The organism is Pantoea sp. B270, from assembly GCF_018726825.1.
Classification (GTDB): Bacteria; Pseudomonadota; Gammaproteobacteria; order Enterobacterales; family Enterobacteriaceae; genus Pantoea; species Pantoea dispersa.
The window spans coordinates 563,154-578,772 of the sequence record NZ_JAHCSX010000001.1; the positions used below are offsets into that span (position 1 = coordinate 563,154).

The 15,619-nt window shown below is 58.5% G+C and carries 13 protein-coding genes; 6 read left to right on the forward strand and 7 right to left on the reverse strand.

Features of this window, described 5'->3' with window-relative positions; translation table 11 throughout:
* Positions 1-3: 3 nt before the first annotated feature.
* Complete coding sequence (gene pncB / locus KOL70_RS02715) at positions 4-1,209, reverse strand: nicotinate phosphoribosyltransferase (protein WP_215480176.1); 1,206 nt, start codon at positions 1,207-1,209, stop codon at positions 4-6.
* Between the two features lie 245 nt (positions 1,210-1,454).
* On the opposite strand from pncB, the gene pepN reads away from it, so the two are divergent.
* Positions 1,455-4,070: an aminopeptidase N gene (gene pepN, locus KOL70_RS02720; protein ID WP_215480177.1), complete on the forward strand. Its 2,616-nt coding sequence runs from the start codon at positions 1,455-1,457 to the stop codon at positions 4,068-4,070.
* A 164-nt stretch (positions 4,071-4,234) separates the two neighbouring features.
* On the opposite strand, the gene ssuB is transcribed toward pepN, so the two are convergent.
* From ssuB to ssuE, 5 genes are read right to left on the reverse strand one after another with little or no spacing between them, the layout of a single operon-like run.
* Entirely contained in the window at positions 4,235-5,026 is a 792-nt protein-coding gene (ssuB, locus tag KOL70_RS02725; protein ID WP_021508325.1) for an aliphatic sulfonates ABC transporter ATP-binding protein, read from the reverse strand.
* Positions 5,023-5,814: an aliphatic sulfonate ABC transporter permease SsuC gene (gene ssuC, locus KOL70_RS02730; protein WP_125308465.1), complete on the reverse strand. Its 792-nt coding sequence runs from the start codon at positions 5,812-5,814 to the stop codon at positions 5,023-5,025. The genes ssuB and ssuC overlap by 4 nt, the downstream gene beginning before the upstream one ends.
* Before the next feature lie 10 nt (positions 5,815-5,824).
* Positions 5,825-6,970, reverse strand: coding sequence for an FMNH2-dependent alkanesulfonate monooxygenase (ssuD, locus tag KOL70_RS02735; RefSeq protein WP_058775379.1), 1,146 nt, complete (start codon positions 6,968-6,970; stop codon positions 5,825-5,827).
* An 11-nt stretch (positions 6,971-6,981) separates the two neighbouring features.
* Positions 6,982-7,941: a sulfonate ABC transporter substrate-binding protein gene (locus KOL70_RS02740; protein WP_021508322.1), complete on the reverse strand. Its 960-nt coding sequence runs from the start codon at positions 7,939-7,941 to the stop codon at positions 6,982-6,984.
* Between the two features lie 10 nt (positions 7,942-7,951).
* Positions 7,952-8,503 carry an NADPH-dependent FMN reductase gene (gene ssuE, locus KOL70_RS02745; protein ID WP_166718649.1) on the reverse strand — a complete coding sequence of 184 codons (552 nt, stop codon included), beginning with the start codon at positions 8,501-8,503 and terminating at the stop codon, positions 7,952-7,954.
* Positions 8,504-9,234: 731 nt separating this feature from the next.
* On the opposite strand from ssuE, the gene KOL70_RS02750 reads away from it, so the two are divergent.
* The 5 genes from KOL70_RS02750 to KOL70_RS02770 all read left to right on the forward strand — a co-directional run bounded on the left by KOL70_RS02750 (position 9,235) and on the right by KOL70_RS02770 (position 14,474).
* A complete protein-coding gene (locus KOL70_RS02750; protein ID WP_127833884.1) occupies positions 9,235-10,029 on the forward strand; it encodes a hypothetical protein in 795 nt (264 codons plus the stop codon).
* 102 nt (positions 10,030-10,131) lie between these two features.
* Positions 10,132-11,649, forward strand: a complete 1,518-nt coding sequence (locus KOL70_RS02755; protein WP_021508319.1) for a lipopolysaccharide biosynthesis protein — start codon at positions 10,132-10,134, stop codon at positions 11,647-11,649.
* Positions 11,646-12,650: a glycosyltransferase family A protein gene (locus KOL70_RS02760; protein WP_215480178.1), complete on the forward strand. Its 1,005-nt coding sequence runs from the start codon at positions 11,646-11,648 to the stop codon at positions 12,648-12,650. The genes KOL70_RS02755 and KOL70_RS02760 overlap by 4 nt, the downstream gene beginning before the upstream one ends.
* A 120-nt stretch (positions 12,651-12,770) precedes the next feature.
* On the forward strand, positions 12,771-13,781 hold the full coding sequence (pyrD, locus tag KOL70_RS02765; RefSeq protein ID WP_215480179.1) for a quinone-dependent dihydroorotate dehydrogenase: 1,011 nt from the start codon (positions 12,771-12,773) through the stop codon (positions 13,779-13,781).
* Between the two features lie 150 nt (positions 13,782-13,931).
* Positions 13,932-14,474 (forward strand): cell division protein ZapC, encoded by a 543-nt coding sequence (locus KOL70_RS02770; protein WP_215480180.1) that lies wholly within the window; start codon positions 13,932-13,934, stop codon positions 14,472-14,474.
* Between the two features lie 3 nt (positions 14,475-14,477).
* Here KOL70_RS02770 and KOL70_RS02775 read toward each other — a convergent pair whose 3' ends face one another.
* Positions 14,478-15,587, reverse strand: a complete 1,110-nt coding sequence (locus tag KOL70_RS02775; protein ID WP_215480181.1) for a YcbX family protein — start codon at positions 15,585-15,587, stop codon at positions 14,478-14,480.
* Positions 15,588-15,619: the final 32 nt, after the last annotated feature.

Sequence of the window (15,619 nt, forward strand, 5' to 3'; positions counted from 1 at the left end):
CAATTAGCTGGCGCGTTTGACCAGCGGCAGGTCGAAGGCTTTGCGCAGGGCGCGCACAAAGGCTTTATCCTGGCAGATGGTTTTACCGGGACTGTCGGAGAGCTTAGCCACCGGTTTACCGTTGCAGCTCACCAGTTTGATCACGATATTCAATGGTGTTACGCCGGGAATATCGCAGGTGAGGCGGGTACCGATGCCAAATACCACGTTGGCGCGCTGGCCGAAATGACGATACAGCGCCAGCGCTTTATCGAGGTTGAGATTGTCGGAGAACACCAGCGTTTTGCTGAGCGGATCGATATTCAGCCGCTGATATTGCGCAATGGCTTTTTCTCCCCACTCCACCGGATCGCCCGAATCATGGCGCAGCCCCTGATAGCGATGGGCAAAACCGGGGCCGAAATCACGCAGGAAGGCGTCCATCGTGATGCAGTCGGTCAGGGCAATGCCGAGCTGGTTATCGTACTCATCCAGCCACGACTGCAATGCCGCGCGCTGGCTGTTGGCCAGTACCGGGCTAATCTGCTGATGCGCCTGGAACCATTCATGTGCCTGGGTTCCGACCGGGTTAAGCTGCAACCGGCGCGCCAGATCGTAGTTACTGGTGCCCAGCAGCCACGGGAATTCGTTTTTCAGCGTGCTGACAATCGCTTCCTGCACCGCGCGCGAATAACGACGGCGCGTGCCAAAGTCCATCAGCTGGAAGCGCGACATATCGAGATCGCCCACCTGCTCACGGAAGTGCACCAGCTTCTGCTGCAGATGCGCCACCGCCTGTTCCGCGCCGCTTTCCGGCGTCCGGTGGCGGTGTACCACTTCGCTGATCAGCGCCAGCAGCGGCACTTCCCACAGAATCACTTCACGCCACGGGCCGCGAATCTGAATGCGCAGATGCCCGTGATCGTCGCGCACCTCAACCTGCGAGGCATCGAAGCGGAACTGGCGCAGCCAGTCGAGATAATCCTGCTGGAAAAACGGTAAGCTGCTGAGGTAACGATATTCGTCATCGCTCAGCGCCAGAGATTGCATGGCAGTAATGTGCGTGCGGATGGCGTCGGCATACTGGCCGAGCTGCTCATCGCTGCGGCAGCGAAATTCTGCCGTTACCGGGACATCGTAGTAACGATGATAAACGGCCTGCTGCATGTGAAGCTTATAGGCATCGGTATCAAGCAGCGTGGTCAAAATCGGGGAAGCGTGTCCAGTCATGGTGCGTTTCAGCATCCTCTTCCGCGGAGCAGAGCCCGGTATTCAACAAAGTCATAAAGACGCAGGAGTATAAAACAGTAATCACCGCGATCACACCATAATTGCAGGTGACAGGTCGAGGGTCATTTGTGCCATTGTTAATGAATTGTAGACTTTTGGCGCAACGCACGCATTGTGCGTGGCAACCCGGGCGCAACCCGCTTAGACTCTGAGGGTTGACTATATTAACGATGCGAGAAGGATTTATGACGCAACAGCCGCAAATTAAATATCGCCACGACTACCGGGCGCCGGACTACACCATCACCGATATCGACCTGACGTTTGATCTTGATGCGGCGACCACGCGCGTCACCGCCGTCAGTCAGGTAAAACGCCTTGGCGCGCAGCAGGCTGAACTGCGTCTGGACGGTGAGGCGCTGACGCTGCTGTCGCTGGCGGTGGATGGCAATCCGTGGCCGCACTACCGCGAAGAGCAGGGCGCACTGATCATCAGCCAGCTGCCGGACAACTTTACCCTGACCATCATTAATGAAATCCATCCGGATAAAAACACCGCGCTGGAAGGGCTGTATAAATCCGGCGAGGCGCTCTGCACCCAGTGTGAAGCCGAAGGCTTCCGGCATATCACCTGGTATCTCGATCGCCCGGACGTGCTGGCGCGCTTCACCACCACCCTGATCGCCGACGCGGCTAGCTATCCGTACCTGCTGTCCAACGGCAACAAGCTGGAGAGCGGTCAGCACGAGGATGGGCGTCACTGGGTGAAATGGCAGGATCCGTTCCCGAAACCCTGCTACCTGTTTGCGCTGGTCGCCGGCGATTTCGATGTGCTGCGTGACAGCTTTACCGCCCGTTCCGGCCGTAACGTGGCGCTGGAAATTTTTGTCGATCGCGGCAACCTCGACCGTGCGGACTGGGCGATGACCTCGCTCAAAGCCAGCATGAAGTGGGACGAAGAGCGTTTCGGCCTCGAATATGACCTCGATATCTTTATGATCGTCGCGGTGGATTTCTTCAACATGGGCGCGATGGAGAATAAAGGCCTCAACGTCTTCAACTCCAAATACGTGCTGGCTAAAGCGGAAACCGCCACCGACAAAGACTATCTCGGCATTGAAGCCGTGATTGGTCACGAATATTTCCACAACTGGACCGGTAACCGCGTCACCTGCCGCGACTGGTTCCAGCTCAGCCTGAAAGAAGGTCTGACGGTCTTCCGCGATCAGGAGTTCAGTTCCGATCTCGGCTCGCGCGCGGTCAACCGTATTGATAATGTGCGCGTGATGCGCGGCGCGCAGTTTGCCGAGGATGCCAGCCCGATGGCCCATCCGATCCGTCCGGATCAGGTGATTGAAATGAACAACTTCTATACCCTGACGGTGTATGAGAAGGGTTCTGAAGTGATTCGCATGCTGCACACGCTGCTGGGTGAAGAGCAGTTCCAGCAGGGGATGCAGCTCTATTTCGAGCGTCACGATGGCAGCGCCGCCACCTGTGATGATTTCGTGCAGGCGATGGAAGATGCCTCCAACGTCGATTTGTCACAGTTCCGCCGCTGGTACAGTCAGTCGGGCACGCCGGTGCTGACGGTGCGTGATGACTACAACCCGGAGCTGGAGCAGTACACGCTGCACGTCACGCAGCACACGCCACCGACCGCCGATCAGAAAGAGAAGCTGCCGCTGCACATTCCGCTGGATATCGAACTGTATGACGGCGAAGGCAAGGTCATTCCGTTGCAGCACAACGGTCATCCGGTTCATCACGTGCTGAACGTCACCGACGAGTTCCAGACCTTCATTTTCGACAAGGTCTATTTCCAGCCGGTGCCGTCGCTGCTGCGGGAATTCTCCGCACCGGTCAAGCTCGACTATAAATGGAGCGATGCGCAGCTGACTTTCCTGATGCGCCACGCGCGCAACGACTTCTCGCGCTGGGATGCCGCGCAAAGCCTGCTGGCGACGTATATCCGCCTCAACGTGGCGCGCCATCAGCAGGGCCAGCCGCTGTCGCTGCCGCTGCACGTCGCTGATGCTTTCCGCGCGGTGCTGCTGGATGAGCAGGGCGATCCGGCGCTGATGGCGCTGATCCTGTCGCTGCCGTCAGAGAATGAGATCGCCGAGCTGTTCGAGGTGATCGACCCGCTGGCGATTGCCGCAGTCCGCGCGGCGCTGGTGCGCACGCTGGCGAATGAGCTGAGTGATGAATTCTATGCGGTGTATCTCGCCAACCAGAGCAGCGACTACAAAGTTGAGCATGCCGAGATCGGCAAGCGCGCGCTGAAGAATGTCTGCCTGAGTTATCTGGCGTTTGCGGACGCGGAGCAGGCCAGCAAACTGGTGCAGGCGCAGTACGACAAAGCCAGCAACATGACCGATGCGCTGGCCGCGCTGTCTGCGGCGGTGGCGGCCCAGTTGCCGTGCCGTGATGCGCTGCTGGCGGCGTACGACGAGCGCTGGCATCAGGATGGTCTGGTGATGGATAAGTGGTTTATGTTGCAGGCCACCAGCCCGGCGGCTGACGTGCTGAGCAAGGTACGTAGCTTGCTGACGCATCGCTCGTTCACCATGGGTAACCCGAACCGCATCCGTTCGCTGATTGGCGCGTTTGCCTCGGCCAACCCGGCAGCCTTCCACGCTAAAGATGGCAGCGGCTACCAGTTCCTGGTGGAGATGCTGACCGATCTCAACCGCCGCAACCCGCAGGTGGCAGCGCGCATGATTGAGCCGCTGATTCGTCTGAAGCGTTATGATGCCGAACGTCAGGCGCTGATGCGTCAGGCGCTGGAGACGCTGAAAGGGCTGGAGAATCTGTCCGGCGATCTGTACGAGAAGATCACCAAAGCGCTGAACGCGTAATCACTCAGGTCGCCAGGAATGGCGGCCCTGTACGACTCCCGTAGTAATTCCCAGGTCGCCATAAATGGCGACCCTACACGGATCTCGCACGGTACGTGTTTCATTACCATTAATGGCAATGATGCACGACCCCGTAGGGTGCGCATTTATGCGCACCTGTTCCTTCAGCGCTGCTGCGCGAACTGCAGGGGCTGCTCTGAGGTTCCCCGCTTCATCACCCGATCCAGCACCTCGGCCTCCAGCTCGGCAAGGCGCGCCGATCCTTTGCGGCGCGGACGCGGTAAATCCACCGCCAAATCCAGCCCGATCTGACCCTCTTCAATCAGCAATACGCGATCGGCCATCGCCACCGCTTCGCTGACATCGTGCGTCACCAGCAACACGGTAAAATTATGCTGCTGCCACAGCGACTCAATCAGGCCCTGCATTTCAATGCGCGTCAGCGCATCAAGTGCGCCGAGCGGTTCATCGAGCAGCAGCAGGCCGGGACGATGAATCAGCGCCCGCGCCAGGGCCACCCGCTGTTTCTGTCCGCCGGAGAGCGCTGCCGGCCACTCATGTGCGCGATCGGCCAGACCGACCGCCGCCAGCGCTTCCAGCGCGGCGCTGCGCCACTCGCGGCCTTTCAGACCGAGGCCAACGTTATCGATCACTTTCTTCCACGGCAGCAGACGCGCATCCTGAAACATCAGGCGGGTATCTTCGCGCGCCTCGGCCAGCGGCGCGTTGCCCGCCAGCAGTTCACCGTGCGTGGTGGATTCCAGCCCGGCCAGCAGGCGCAGCAGGGTACTTTTACCGCAGCCGCTGCGGCCGACCACCGCGACAAACTGGCCGGCCGGAATATGTAAATCGATATGATTCAGGATGGTGCGATTGCCATACTGCTTGGTGACGCCATTGACGCCTACCGGGGTACCGCGGTTCAGACGCGCCGGGCTTAGCGTTGCGTTGCTCATGCGTTCTCCTCCTTCAATTGGTAAGCCGGATGCCAGCGCAGCCAGACACGCTCCAGCAGCTGTGCCGTCACGTCGGCCAGTTTGCCCAGCAGGGCATAGAGAATGATGGCGACCACCACCACATCGGTTTGCAGAAACTCACGGGCGTTCATTGCCAGATAGCCAATACCGGAGTTGGCCGAGATGGTTTCGGCCACGATCAGCGTCAGCCACATCAGACCGAGGGCAAAGCGCACGCCAACCATGATTGACGGCAGCGCGCCCGGCAAAATCACCTGAATAAACAGGCTCCAGCCGGAGAGACCATAGCTGCGCGCCATCTCCACCAGGCCGCGGTCAATATTCCGTATGCCGTGATAGGTATTGAGGTAGATAGGGAACAGCGTGCCGAGCGCCACAAGAAAAATTTTGGCTGACTCGTCGATGCCGAACCACAGAATCACCAGCGGGATCAGCGCCAGGTGCGGCACGTTACGCAGCATCTGCACAGAGGTATCCAGCAACCGTTCGCCGGTGCGCGACGTGCCGGTAATCAGCCCGAGAATCAGGCCAATCGAACCGCCAATGGCAAAGCCGATTGCCGCTCGCCAGCCGCTGATGGCGAGGTGTTGCCACAACTCACCGCTGGCCGCGAGATGCCAGAAGGTGATGACAATATTCTCCGGCGAGGGCAGGATGCGCGTCGACAGCCAGCCGGCCTGTGAGGCAATCTGCCACACCACCACCAGCAGCACCGGCAGCGCCCACGGCAGCAGGGCATTACTCAGCTGTTTATTGACCTTTGCCATATGCGACTCCTTAACTCTGCGCGACTTTTTGCGGGGTGAAATCATTGGCGACCGCTTCACCGTGCGCCTGCACTACGCGGGGTTGCGGGATTTCCGGCACGGCCAGGTCGAGATGCGGGAACAGCAGCTCGCCCACGCGATAGGCCTCTTCCAGATGCGGATAGCCAGACAGAATAAAGGTCTCGATGCCGAGATCCTGATACTCCTGCATACGCGCCGCGACCGTCGGACCGTCGCCCACCAGTGCAGTCCCGGCACCGCCGCGTACCAGACCGACGCCGGCCCACAGATTTGGGCTGATCTCCAGCCGATCGCGCCGTCCGCCATGCAGCGCGGCCATGCGCTGCTGACCGACTGAATCGGTGCGGGCAAAGGCCGCCTGCGCTTTAGCAATGGTGGCATCGTCAAGATGGGCGATGAGCCGGTCTGCCGCCTGCCATGCTTCTTCATTGGTTTCACGCACAATCACGTGCAGACGAATGCCGAAGCGCACCGTGCGCCCCTGCGCCGCCGCTTTGGCGCGCACCTGTTCAATCTTCTCTTTGACCAGCGCCGGCGGTTCGCCCCAGGTCAGATAGACATCCACCTGCTCCGCGGCCAGATCCTGCGCCGCATCCGAAGAGCCGCCGAACCACAGCGGTGGACGTGGCTGCTGCACCGCTTTAAACATCAATCGTGCACCGCGCACTTTGACGTACTTGCCTTCGTAATCGACCGTTTCGCCTTCACTCACCCGGCGCCAGACGCGGGTAAACTCCGCAGATTCGGCATAACGCTCGCGGTGATCGAGGAAAACGCCGTCGCCCGCCAGCTCTTCCGGATCGCCGCCGGTGACGAGGTTAAACAGCGCGCGCCCGTTGGAGAGACGATCGAGCGTGGCGGCCTGCCGTGCGGCCTGCGTCGGGGAAATCACTCCCGGGCGCAGCGCCACCAGAAAACGCAGGCGCTGCGTCACCGGAATCAGGGATGCGGCCACCAGCCATGCATCTTCACACGACCGGCCTGTGGGGATCAGCACGCCACCAAAACCGAGGCGGTCGGCGGCCTGCGCCACCTGTTGCAGATAACCGTGGTCCACCGGGCGCGCGCCTTCGGCGGTACCGAGATAATGGCCGTCGCCGTGGGTGGGAAGAAACCAGAATACGGATACGCTCATGATAAATTTCCTTATGGCCGGGCCGGCTGTGGCTGCCAGATGCGATCGGCAATGGTGACTTTGACCGGCATTAAATGGTTGGCATAAAACAGATCGGCAGTTTGCTGTTGGGCCTGCGCCGTGTGGGCGCTGACCGGCGTAATGGTGGTCGGAGGACGATGGTCAAGGTAGCTGGCGATCACCGGCTTCGGCAGGCCCATCGCCTGTGCCAGCAGATCGATACTTTGCTGGCGCTGGCTACGCGTCAGCGCGTCGGCTTCGCTAAAGGTGTGCAGCACCTGCTGCACGAAGTCACCGTGATCGGTAGCAAAGCTGCGCGTGGCGAGATAGAACGAACCGGTCTGATTCAGCTTGCTACCGTCCACCAGCACACGGACGTTGCCCTGCAGCAGCGCAGCGGAATAGTAGGGGTCCCAGATCGCCCAGGCGTCAACATCGCCCTGCTGAAACGCGGCGCGCGCATCGGCTGGCGTCAGATAAGTCGGCTGAATATCGTTAAAGCTCAGCCCGGCCTGTTCCAGCGCGCGCAGCAGCAGATTGTGCGAACTGGAGCCTTTCTGGAACGCCACTTTATGACCTTTCAGTTGCGCCACGCTGTGGATGGGACTGTCCTTCGGCACCAGAATCACTTCAGCCTGCGGCTTCGGTGGCTCCGAGCCGACATACAGCAAATCCGCCCCGGCGGCCTGAGCAAACAGCGGCGGGATGTCGCCGGTGCTGCCCAGGTCAATGCTGCCCACGTTCAGCGCCTCAAGCATTTGCGGACCGGCCGGAAACTCGATCCACTGAATGTTGGTGGCCGGGAAGCGCTGCTCCAGCAGCCGATGCGATTTGGCCAGCACCATGCTGACCGATCCTTTCTGATAGCCGATACGGAATTGTGCTGGCGCTTCGGCAGCCTGAGCCGCGAGGGTCAGGGCAAACAGCGCGGTAACGGTCGGCAGCAGCCAGCGGGTTAACATCCTTTTCATCGCGGTTCCTTTATACAGCCTGAGCATAGGGTTGATGACGACGGTGCAGCGCCTGCCAGAAGGTTTCCAGCGCCTCATCAATGCGCTCGCTCAGCAGCGCATCCAGCTCAGGCTGGCGGTCGTAGTGGGTGATTTGCGTATCGTTGGCGAACACGCCGTGCAGAACTTCCTGCGCTTTCAGCGCGTTCAGCACCGGTTTCAGCGCGTAGTCAACGGCCAGCATGTGCGCCACGCTGCCGCCGCTGGCCAGCGGCAACACCACTTTATGTTCCAGCGCCCGCTCTGGCAGCAGGTCGAGCAGGGTTTTCAGCGCGCCAGAGAAAGAGGCTTTATAAATCGGTGTGGCGACGATCAGCCCCTCCGCGAGCGCTAAATCCGCTTTAAGCGCGGTCAGTGCCGGTGAGTCAAAGCGCGCATACAGCAAATCTTCCGGCTGAAAGTTGTGAATGTTCCACGGAATCACCTCAACGCCACGCGCTTCCAGCGCCCGCTGGCACACACTCAGCAGCGCCGTAGAACGTGAAGGAAAACGCGGACTCCCCGCCAGCGTAATAACCCGCATGGTCACTCCTTATAACTGAAAGTTATTGATTAGCAATTATTGAGAACTGATGCATTCAATCCTGACAGAGCAGGCGGCGAGGCGTAAATGATTTATCCGGCAATGGATAGCCGTCAGGCGGGAATAGCGCCCTCTTATAAAGGAAGGGAAAAGCGCCTCTAAGGTTAATCTGAATTGCACCCGCAGATTGCCGGGTTTTCATTAGCGGCTTCCGTCACTGGCAAGGTGAGAATGATTAAAAGCGCTGTTGCCTGGTTAAATCAGAGGTGTAACCGTCGACACATATCGCCGGGCGCGCCATTGTCGTCAGGCTTAAGAAGAAATAGATGAGGTAATTTAAGGAGTAGCAAACAAACGCTGACGTAAGTTTAAAGCGGGCACCAGGATTTTTCGTAGTGGCTGTTTAGAATGTTCCATTTTAAGCTGGTCTCAAATTAGCGAGTAAGTGTGTCAAAGCGTGGCGTTTTATTAAAATCGCACCGTTTAACGCGTTTCCTGTTACCGATATTACGTATTACTTCAGCACTCTGGCCGGGATTGCTTCAGTTGCGCTTAACAATAAACGGTAAATTATCAGCCAGTCTGGCAAGGGCCAATAGTCATGCCGTCGGCGGGCTGTTTATAATTGATTGAGTTTTCTTACGCTAAAAAAAAGTCACTGCCTTATTTGCGCCTTAATTGGGCGGATTTTTGTCTGGCCATTGTTCAGTATTATTTTTAGGGAGAGGAATATGGGAAGGTCTGCTCTGTTAGTGCACCCGGCTGAGCCGGTTGCCGCTCAGCCCGCGCGCGTCGCGGCTGATAACGTTAATCCACTATTGTGTTATCTGCTGCAGCCGGATGCCGCGCACAGTCAGTTTACCGCTGTGCCACAGCCAGCGGCGGAGAGCGTCAGCGACGACGCGTTTTTACTGTTTGCCGCCGATGGTTTTGTGCCCTCTGCGGCACTGTTGCAGGAAGTGGCAACGCTCAGCCATCAGCGCCCGGAGCTCAACTGCATGCTGGTTTCACTGGCACCACGCGCACTGAGCAGCGGCCTGCAGTCGTCGCTGCAGCTTTTCCAGCAGCTGCAGGCGCAGCGCCTGTGGCAGCAGAATAACTATGCGGTCATCCTGCGCGCCGCGCTGGTGAAAAATGCCGCTCCGCTGGTACGCATTCAGGATGTGATGCTGGCTGGCCTGTTAAATACGCAAACGGTATGGCTGCTGGATGCCCGCGCAGAGCATGAGGTCACCACGGTTAATCCGCCGCCCAGCTATCAGCAATTTATGACGGAGTATGAAAAGGTCACCCGTTTGTCACACTTTATTCCGGAGCGAAACCGTTATCGCCAGAGTTATTTACGCAGCGGGTTATTACAGCTGGTACAGCAGGAATTAAACGCTGAAACGCAGTTCTCTAATAATGTGCGGCACGCGGTGCGCTACTTTGCCGATCAGTTTTCACCGCAGAGCACAATGGAAAAACTGTTACTGAAACAGCCCGACCTCTATTTCTCACTGATGAAAATGAGAAAAAGCCGCTGAGATAGCGCCAGCGTTAATTTTAAGAATTACTCCCGTGGGCGCTGAGGTATTTTTGTGTCACGCTGTTAACACTGAGAAAAATACCCAGACGCCAGAGTTTTTATGTCTATCAAACGTAACGCGATTGCCAACTATGTTGGCCAGATCTATCTGACGCTGTCAGGTATTTTAGTAGTTCCCCTGTATATTCAGCATTTAGGTATGGAAGCTTACGGTCTTGTGGGCTTCTTTTCTATATTGCTAACCTGGCTGCAGCTGCTCGACGCGGGCGTTTCAACCACGCTGATGCGCGAGGCGGCACGCTACCGGGCGAATCAGGCAGAATTTGTCTGGTTTCCGGCGCTGTTTGCCACGCTGACCCGCTTCTTTCTGTTCTCCACCCTGGTGCTGGTGGTGCTCGGCTGGCTGGCGACGCCATGGATCGCCACGCACTGGCTGGATGCGCAGCACTTGCCCGCCAGCGATGTGGTAGTTGCCGTGGCGATCATGGTGATCACCGCCGCGATTCGCTGGCGTACCAGCCCGTATCGCAGCGTGATTGTCGGTTTTGAGCATCAGGTCTGGCTCAACGGCGTGAACCTGATCATTACCACGCTGCGTACTTTTGGCGCGGTACTGGTGATCCAGCTGTTCCCGAATCCGCTGCTGACCTTCTTTATCTGGCAATTGCTGGTCTCGATTGCCGAAGCCGCCTGCTGTATCTGGAAATCCTGTCAGCTGGTGCCCCGCGCAGCGCGCAAAGAGAAGCGCGACGATCTGAAAGGCGTGCTCAAACCCTTTATCCGCTTTGCGCTGAGCGCCGCCTTCTCCAGCGCCGTGTGGACCTTTATTTCGCAGATTGACCGGCTGGTGCTGTCAAAAACCCTGCCGCTGAGTGAATACGGCTCGTTCACCGTGGTCGCCACGGCCGCGACCGGGATCCTGCTGCTGAGCAGTCCGATTATGCAGGCGATTGTGCCGCGCATGACCGGCATGAAAACCCGTCAGCAGGGCGATGCCGAATCGCTGAAGCTCTATCGCTATACCACCCAGGCGGTAGCAATTTTTATGGCCCCGCTCAGCATCACCATTGCCTGCTATGCCGGACCGCTACTGTGGGCGTGGACGCAGAAACCGCAAATTGTCGAAGAGATGGCGTTCGTGCTTAGCCTGTATGCGCTCGGCAGCGGTATCCAGGCGATCTGCGGCCTGCTGTATCACCTGCAATACGTTAACGGCAATCTGAAACTGCACATGCAGGGATTCACCTGTTTTGCCGTCGTGCTGGTGCCGCTCAACATCTGGTGTGCCGTCCATTACGGCGCGCTGGGCACCGGCTGGCTGTGGCTGGGGCAGAATATCTTCTATTTAGTTGGCTGGGCGTGGCTGGTGCATCGCCGCTTTGCGCCGGGTATCCATTTCAGCTGGCTGACGCGCGACGTGGCGCTGATTTGGGCGGTCTCGGCGCTAATTGCCTGGCTCAGCACGCTGTTGCCCATCGAGTGGAACCAGAATCGCTGGATCAACCTGCTGTGGCTGGGGCTGATCGGGGCCTTTAACCTTGGCGTGTGCTGTCTGTTACACAGCCTGGTGCTAAAACGCCTGCGCGCGCCGCTTGTTAACGCAGAGGAAAGAGGATGAGCATGACATCACGCCGCACACCGACGGTTTCGGTAATTATCCCTAACTGGAACTGCGCGCCCTGGCTGCCGGAAACCCTGGGATCGCTGCTTCGCCAGTCATCGCCGCCGGAAGAGATCATCATTATTGATGATGGCTCGAGCGATGACAGCGTGGCCTGGCTGACGGCGTTTGCTGCGCAGCATCCGCAGGTGACGCTGCTGAGTGGCGGACGCGGCGGCGTCAGTGCCGCGCGCATGAAGGGGCTGGCCGCAGCCAGCGGCGATTTCGTCTATTTTATGGATGCCGACGACTTCGTCTCGACTGAACTGTTCGCCGATTTCCGCCGCGTGCAGGCCCGTCACCCGGAGATTGATCTGTTCTGCTTTGGCGCGAAAATGTTTTTCGACCTGCCAGCGCCGCAGCGCCATTATCAGACCATCCATCAGCGCCACATCAGCGGCCTGCTGCCGGGCGGCAGCGCCACGCTGCGCACGCTGATTCAGCATCAGTCGGCGCATCGGGTGATCTGGAGCAGCATCATCTCGCGTCGCCTGATTGACCAGCTCGATCTGCAGTTTCTGCCGATCCAGAACCATGAAGACGCGCCCTTTATGTTCGCCCTCTACCTGCAGGCGCGCGCGCTGTACTGCACCAGCCAGAGCTACTACTACAAACGCTTTATGCTGAGTTCACTGTCGCAGAGCACGCGCGACTTCTCGTGGGTGAAAAATTACTTTATCGCCCGCGCCGGCAGTGAGCAGTTCCTGCAGCAGCAGCAACTGCCGTACGATGAGGCGCTGCTGGATGACTATTACCAGACGGTGATGCACGGCTGCCTGACGCAAATCCGCAAAAATCACATGACGGTGCCCGCCGAGTGGCAGCCGCAGGTGAATCAGCTGGTGCGTAAAGTGTTACAGCACAACGCGCGACTGAAACTGCTGTGGTATTGCCCGGCGATTTACAGCGGCTTACAGGCCTGCCGCGATCGTCTGGGACGCTATTCCGCCCGACGCTGATACCGATCAAATTGTTGCATCCCAGAGTAATTTACTTTTGCGCCAGAGCACCTTACCATTCTGGCGCACAAATTCCCGTGCACCCGACTTTCACGAAGCTTCCGCCATTCAGGAGAGTGCATGCTATATCCTATCGTCCGGCCGGCGCTGTTTAAGCTCGATCCAGAGCGCGCGCACGAACTCACCTTTCAACAGTTACGCTTCATCAGCGGCACGCCGCTGGAAGGGCTGATTCGTCAGTCGCTGCCGTCACGCCCGGTGACCTGTATGGGGCTGACCTTTCCGAACGCGCTGGGTCTGGCTGCGGGTCTGGATAAGAACGCGGAGTGCATTGATGCCTTTGGCGCCATGGGCTTTGGCTTTGTCGAAGTGGGCACGGTGACGCCGCGCGCGCAGCCGGGCAATGACAAACCCCGCATGTTCCGGCTGGTGGCGGCGGAAGGAATCATCAACCGCATGGGGTTTAATAATCTCGGCGTCGATCACCTGGTTGAGAATGTGAAAAAGGCGCGCTTTAAAGGCGTGCTCGGCATCAATATTGGTAAAAATAAAGACACGCCGGTGGAGCAGGGCAAAGACGATTATCTCACCTGCATGGAAAAGGTGTATGCGCACGCCGGTTATATTGCCATCAATATTTCCTCACCGAATACCCCCGGATTACGTTCGCTGCAATATGGCGAAGCGCTGGACGATCTGCTGTCGGCGATTAAATTAAAACAGCGGGCGCTGCAGGAAAGCCATTTGAAATATGTGCCGGTGGCGGTGAAGATCGCGCCGGATCTTTCTGAAGAAGAATTGATCCAGGTTGCCGACAGTTTAGTGCGCCACGAAATAGACGGCGTGATCGCCACCAATACCACGCTCGATCGTTCGCTGGTGAGCGGGCTGAAATATGCCGACGAAGTGGGGGGATTAAGTGGCCGTCCGGTACAGTCGCGCAGCACCGAGGTGATTCGCCGTCTGTCGCAGGAGCTGCAGGGACGTCTGCCTATTATTGGCGTCGGCGGCATTGATTCGCTGGTCGCGGCACGGGAAAAAATGGCGGCTGGCGCAACGCTGGTGCAGATATACTCTGGCTTTATTTATAAAGGTCCGGGTTTAATTAAAGATATCGTGACCCATCTCTAAGACATTTCTCACTTTCCCTGGCCGGGGGGTTTATTTCTCCCTCCGGCTCGTTTATATTTTGTCCTGTTCGTACAATTTTCAGCTTTTTCCTTAAAGCAATATTTTAAATTTCAGCGCCGTTTAGCGCAGCGTAAATCCACAGGGCACCCCATGAAAATCAAACCCGATGACAACTGGCGTTGGTATTTTGACGCAGAGCATGACCGGATGATGCTGGATCTGGCCGATGGAATGTTATTTCGCTCGCGCTTCTCGCGCAAAATGCTGACGCCCGATGCCTTTAATGACAGCGGTTTTTGCGTTGATGACGCTGCGCTTTATTTTACTTTTGAAGAGCGCTGTCGCCAGAGCGGTTTAAAAAGCGATCAGCGCGCCGAGCTGGTGCTGAATGCGCTGGTGGCCAGCCGTTTCCTTAAGCCGCTGATGCCGAAAAGCTGGCACTTCACCAGCCATGCGCACAGCTGGCAGCCCGTCGCGGGCGATATTGTGGCGGTAACGCTGGCCGACAGCGGCGAACAGGCACAGCTGCTGGTGGTCGAGAGCGGCGAGAATGCCGCGCTCTGTCTGCTGGCGCAGAGTGCGCTGACGGTGGCGGGCAAAGGGATGCAGCTCGGCGATGCCATCAAGATCATGAACGATCGCCTGCAGCCGCAGTGGCAGGAGAACAGCGCGCCCTTCGCCCGCGCGGTGTAGCGCTTACGCCAGTTCGATATCTCCGTTCGGAATACAGCTGCAGCTGAGAATGGTGCCGTCGCCGCGCACCGCGCTCTGCTTCAGCGCCTTCACGTCACCCGACACCAGCGTCATTTTGCAGCTGCCGCAGATTCCGGCCCGACACGAATAGGGAATGCGAAAGCCCTGCATCTCCAGCTGTTCCAGTAATACCTGCTGATTATCGCCGGCAAACTGCTGACCCTGATAGCCAATGGTCACGGCGGCCGGCGCGCTGCTGGCGGCCTGCAGCGTTTCCACCACCTCACCGGCACCGTAAGCGCGCGGCGTTTGCCGTTCCAGCACTTCAACCGTATCGCCGACGCGCACTATACCGCTGTTGAGCGCAATCAGATTCAGGCCGAAATCGATATCACCGCTGCCGTCCTGCGCGCTGCGGAAACGCTGCAGCGTGGCGAGCGGTTCGCCCTGCGGATGCTTGCGGCCGCTTTCGGTGCCGATGGTGGTAAACACGCAGCGGCTGCACGGCTTCGGCATCTCGAAGGTGATCTCGCCGATCTTAATACGTTTCCAGCTGTCCTCATCCCAGGCGCTGGCGCCGCTGGCGATCAGATTGGGGCGGAACTGTTCCAGCCGCACGCTGGCCGGACAGCGCTGCTGCAGATCCTGCAGCGACGCCATGTTGACCAGCAGGTAAGGGAAGCCGTCAGCGAACCCCAGCGGGACCTGGTCGAAGCGTTTTACCCGGCGTGACGGCTCAGTGCCAACCCAGCGCAGCTGCACCGGGCGCGGGAAAAAGCCACTCAGCCACTGGTTGATGGTGTCAGGCGCAATACGGGCGGTGAACTGGTTGCCCCACACTTCCGTCGGTGCCGGCTGGGTGCTGAAATCGCTGAAGCGGATCAGCGCCTGGCTGCCGTCCGGCGCGGTGATGAATAGCCCGTCGGGCAGCAGCGCGGGCGTAAAACGCACCATCTCCGGAAACTGGCGGGCGGTAATAAAGGTCCCGTCCGCTTCGGTCACCATAAAGATGCGATCGAAGGCCAGACCGCTTTCCAGCACCTGCGCGTGTGACAGCTGCAAACCACGCATCGATTTAACCGGGTGAATATACAGGCGAGACAGGGTAATCATCACAACTCCGTACAGACAAAAAGAAGCTAACT

What these genes read in the sequence shown, in the direction of transcription:
- pncB (WP_215480176.1), bottom strand. Translation starts at nt 1,209, where the DNA reads ATGACTGGACACGCTTCCCCGATTTTGACCACGCTGCTTGATACCGAT.
- pepN (WP_215480177.1), top strand. Translation starts at nt 1,455, where the DNA reads ATGACGCAACAGCCGCAAATTAAATATCGCCACGACTACCGGGCGCCG.
- ssuB (WP_021508325.1), bottom strand. Translation starts at nt 5,026, where the DNA reads ATGAGCAACGCAACGCTAAGCCCGGCGCGTCTGAACCGCGGTACCCCG.
- ssuC (WP_125308465.1), bottom strand. Translation starts at nt 5,814, where the DNA reads ATGGCAAAGGTCAATAAACAGCTGAGTAATGCCCTGCTGCCGTGGGCG.
- ssuD (WP_058775379.1), bottom strand. Translation starts at nt 6,970, where the DNA reads ATGAGCGTATCCGTATTCTGGTTTCTTCCCACCCACGGCGACGGCCAT.
- KOL70_RS02740 (WP_021508322.1), bottom strand. Translation starts at nt 7,941, where the DNA reads ATGAAAAGGATGTTAACCCGCTGGCTGCTGCCGACCGTTACCGCGCTG.
- ssuE (WP_166718649.1), bottom strand. Translation starts at nt 8,503, where the DNA reads ATGCGGGTTATTACGCTGGCGGGGAGTCCGCGTTTTCCTTCACGTTCT.
- KOL70_RS02750 (WP_127833884.1), top strand. Translation starts at nt 9,235, where the DNA reads ATGGGAAGGTCTGCTCTGTTAGTGCACCCGGCTGAGCCGGTTGCCGCT.
- KOL70_RS02755 (WP_021508319.1), top strand. Translation starts at nt 10,132, where the DNA reads ATGTCTATCAAACGTAACGCGATTGCCAACTATGTTGGCCAGATCTAT.
- KOL70_RS02760 (WP_215480178.1), top strand. Translation starts at nt 11,646, where the DNA reads ATGAGCATGACATCACGCCGCACACCGACGGTTTCGGTAATTATCCCT.
- pyrD (WP_215480179.1), top strand. Translation starts at nt 12,771, where the DNA reads ATGCTATATCCTATCGTCCGGCCGGCGCTGTTTAAGCTCGATCCAGAG.
- KOL70_RS02770 (WP_215480180.1), top strand. Translation starts at nt 13,932, where the DNA reads ATGAAAATCAAACCCGATGACAACTGGCGTTGGTATTTTGACGCAGAG.
- KOL70_RS02775 (WP_215480181.1), bottom strand. Translation starts at nt 15,587, where the DNA reads ATGATTACCCTGTCTCGCCTGTATATTCACCCGGTTAAATCGATGCGT.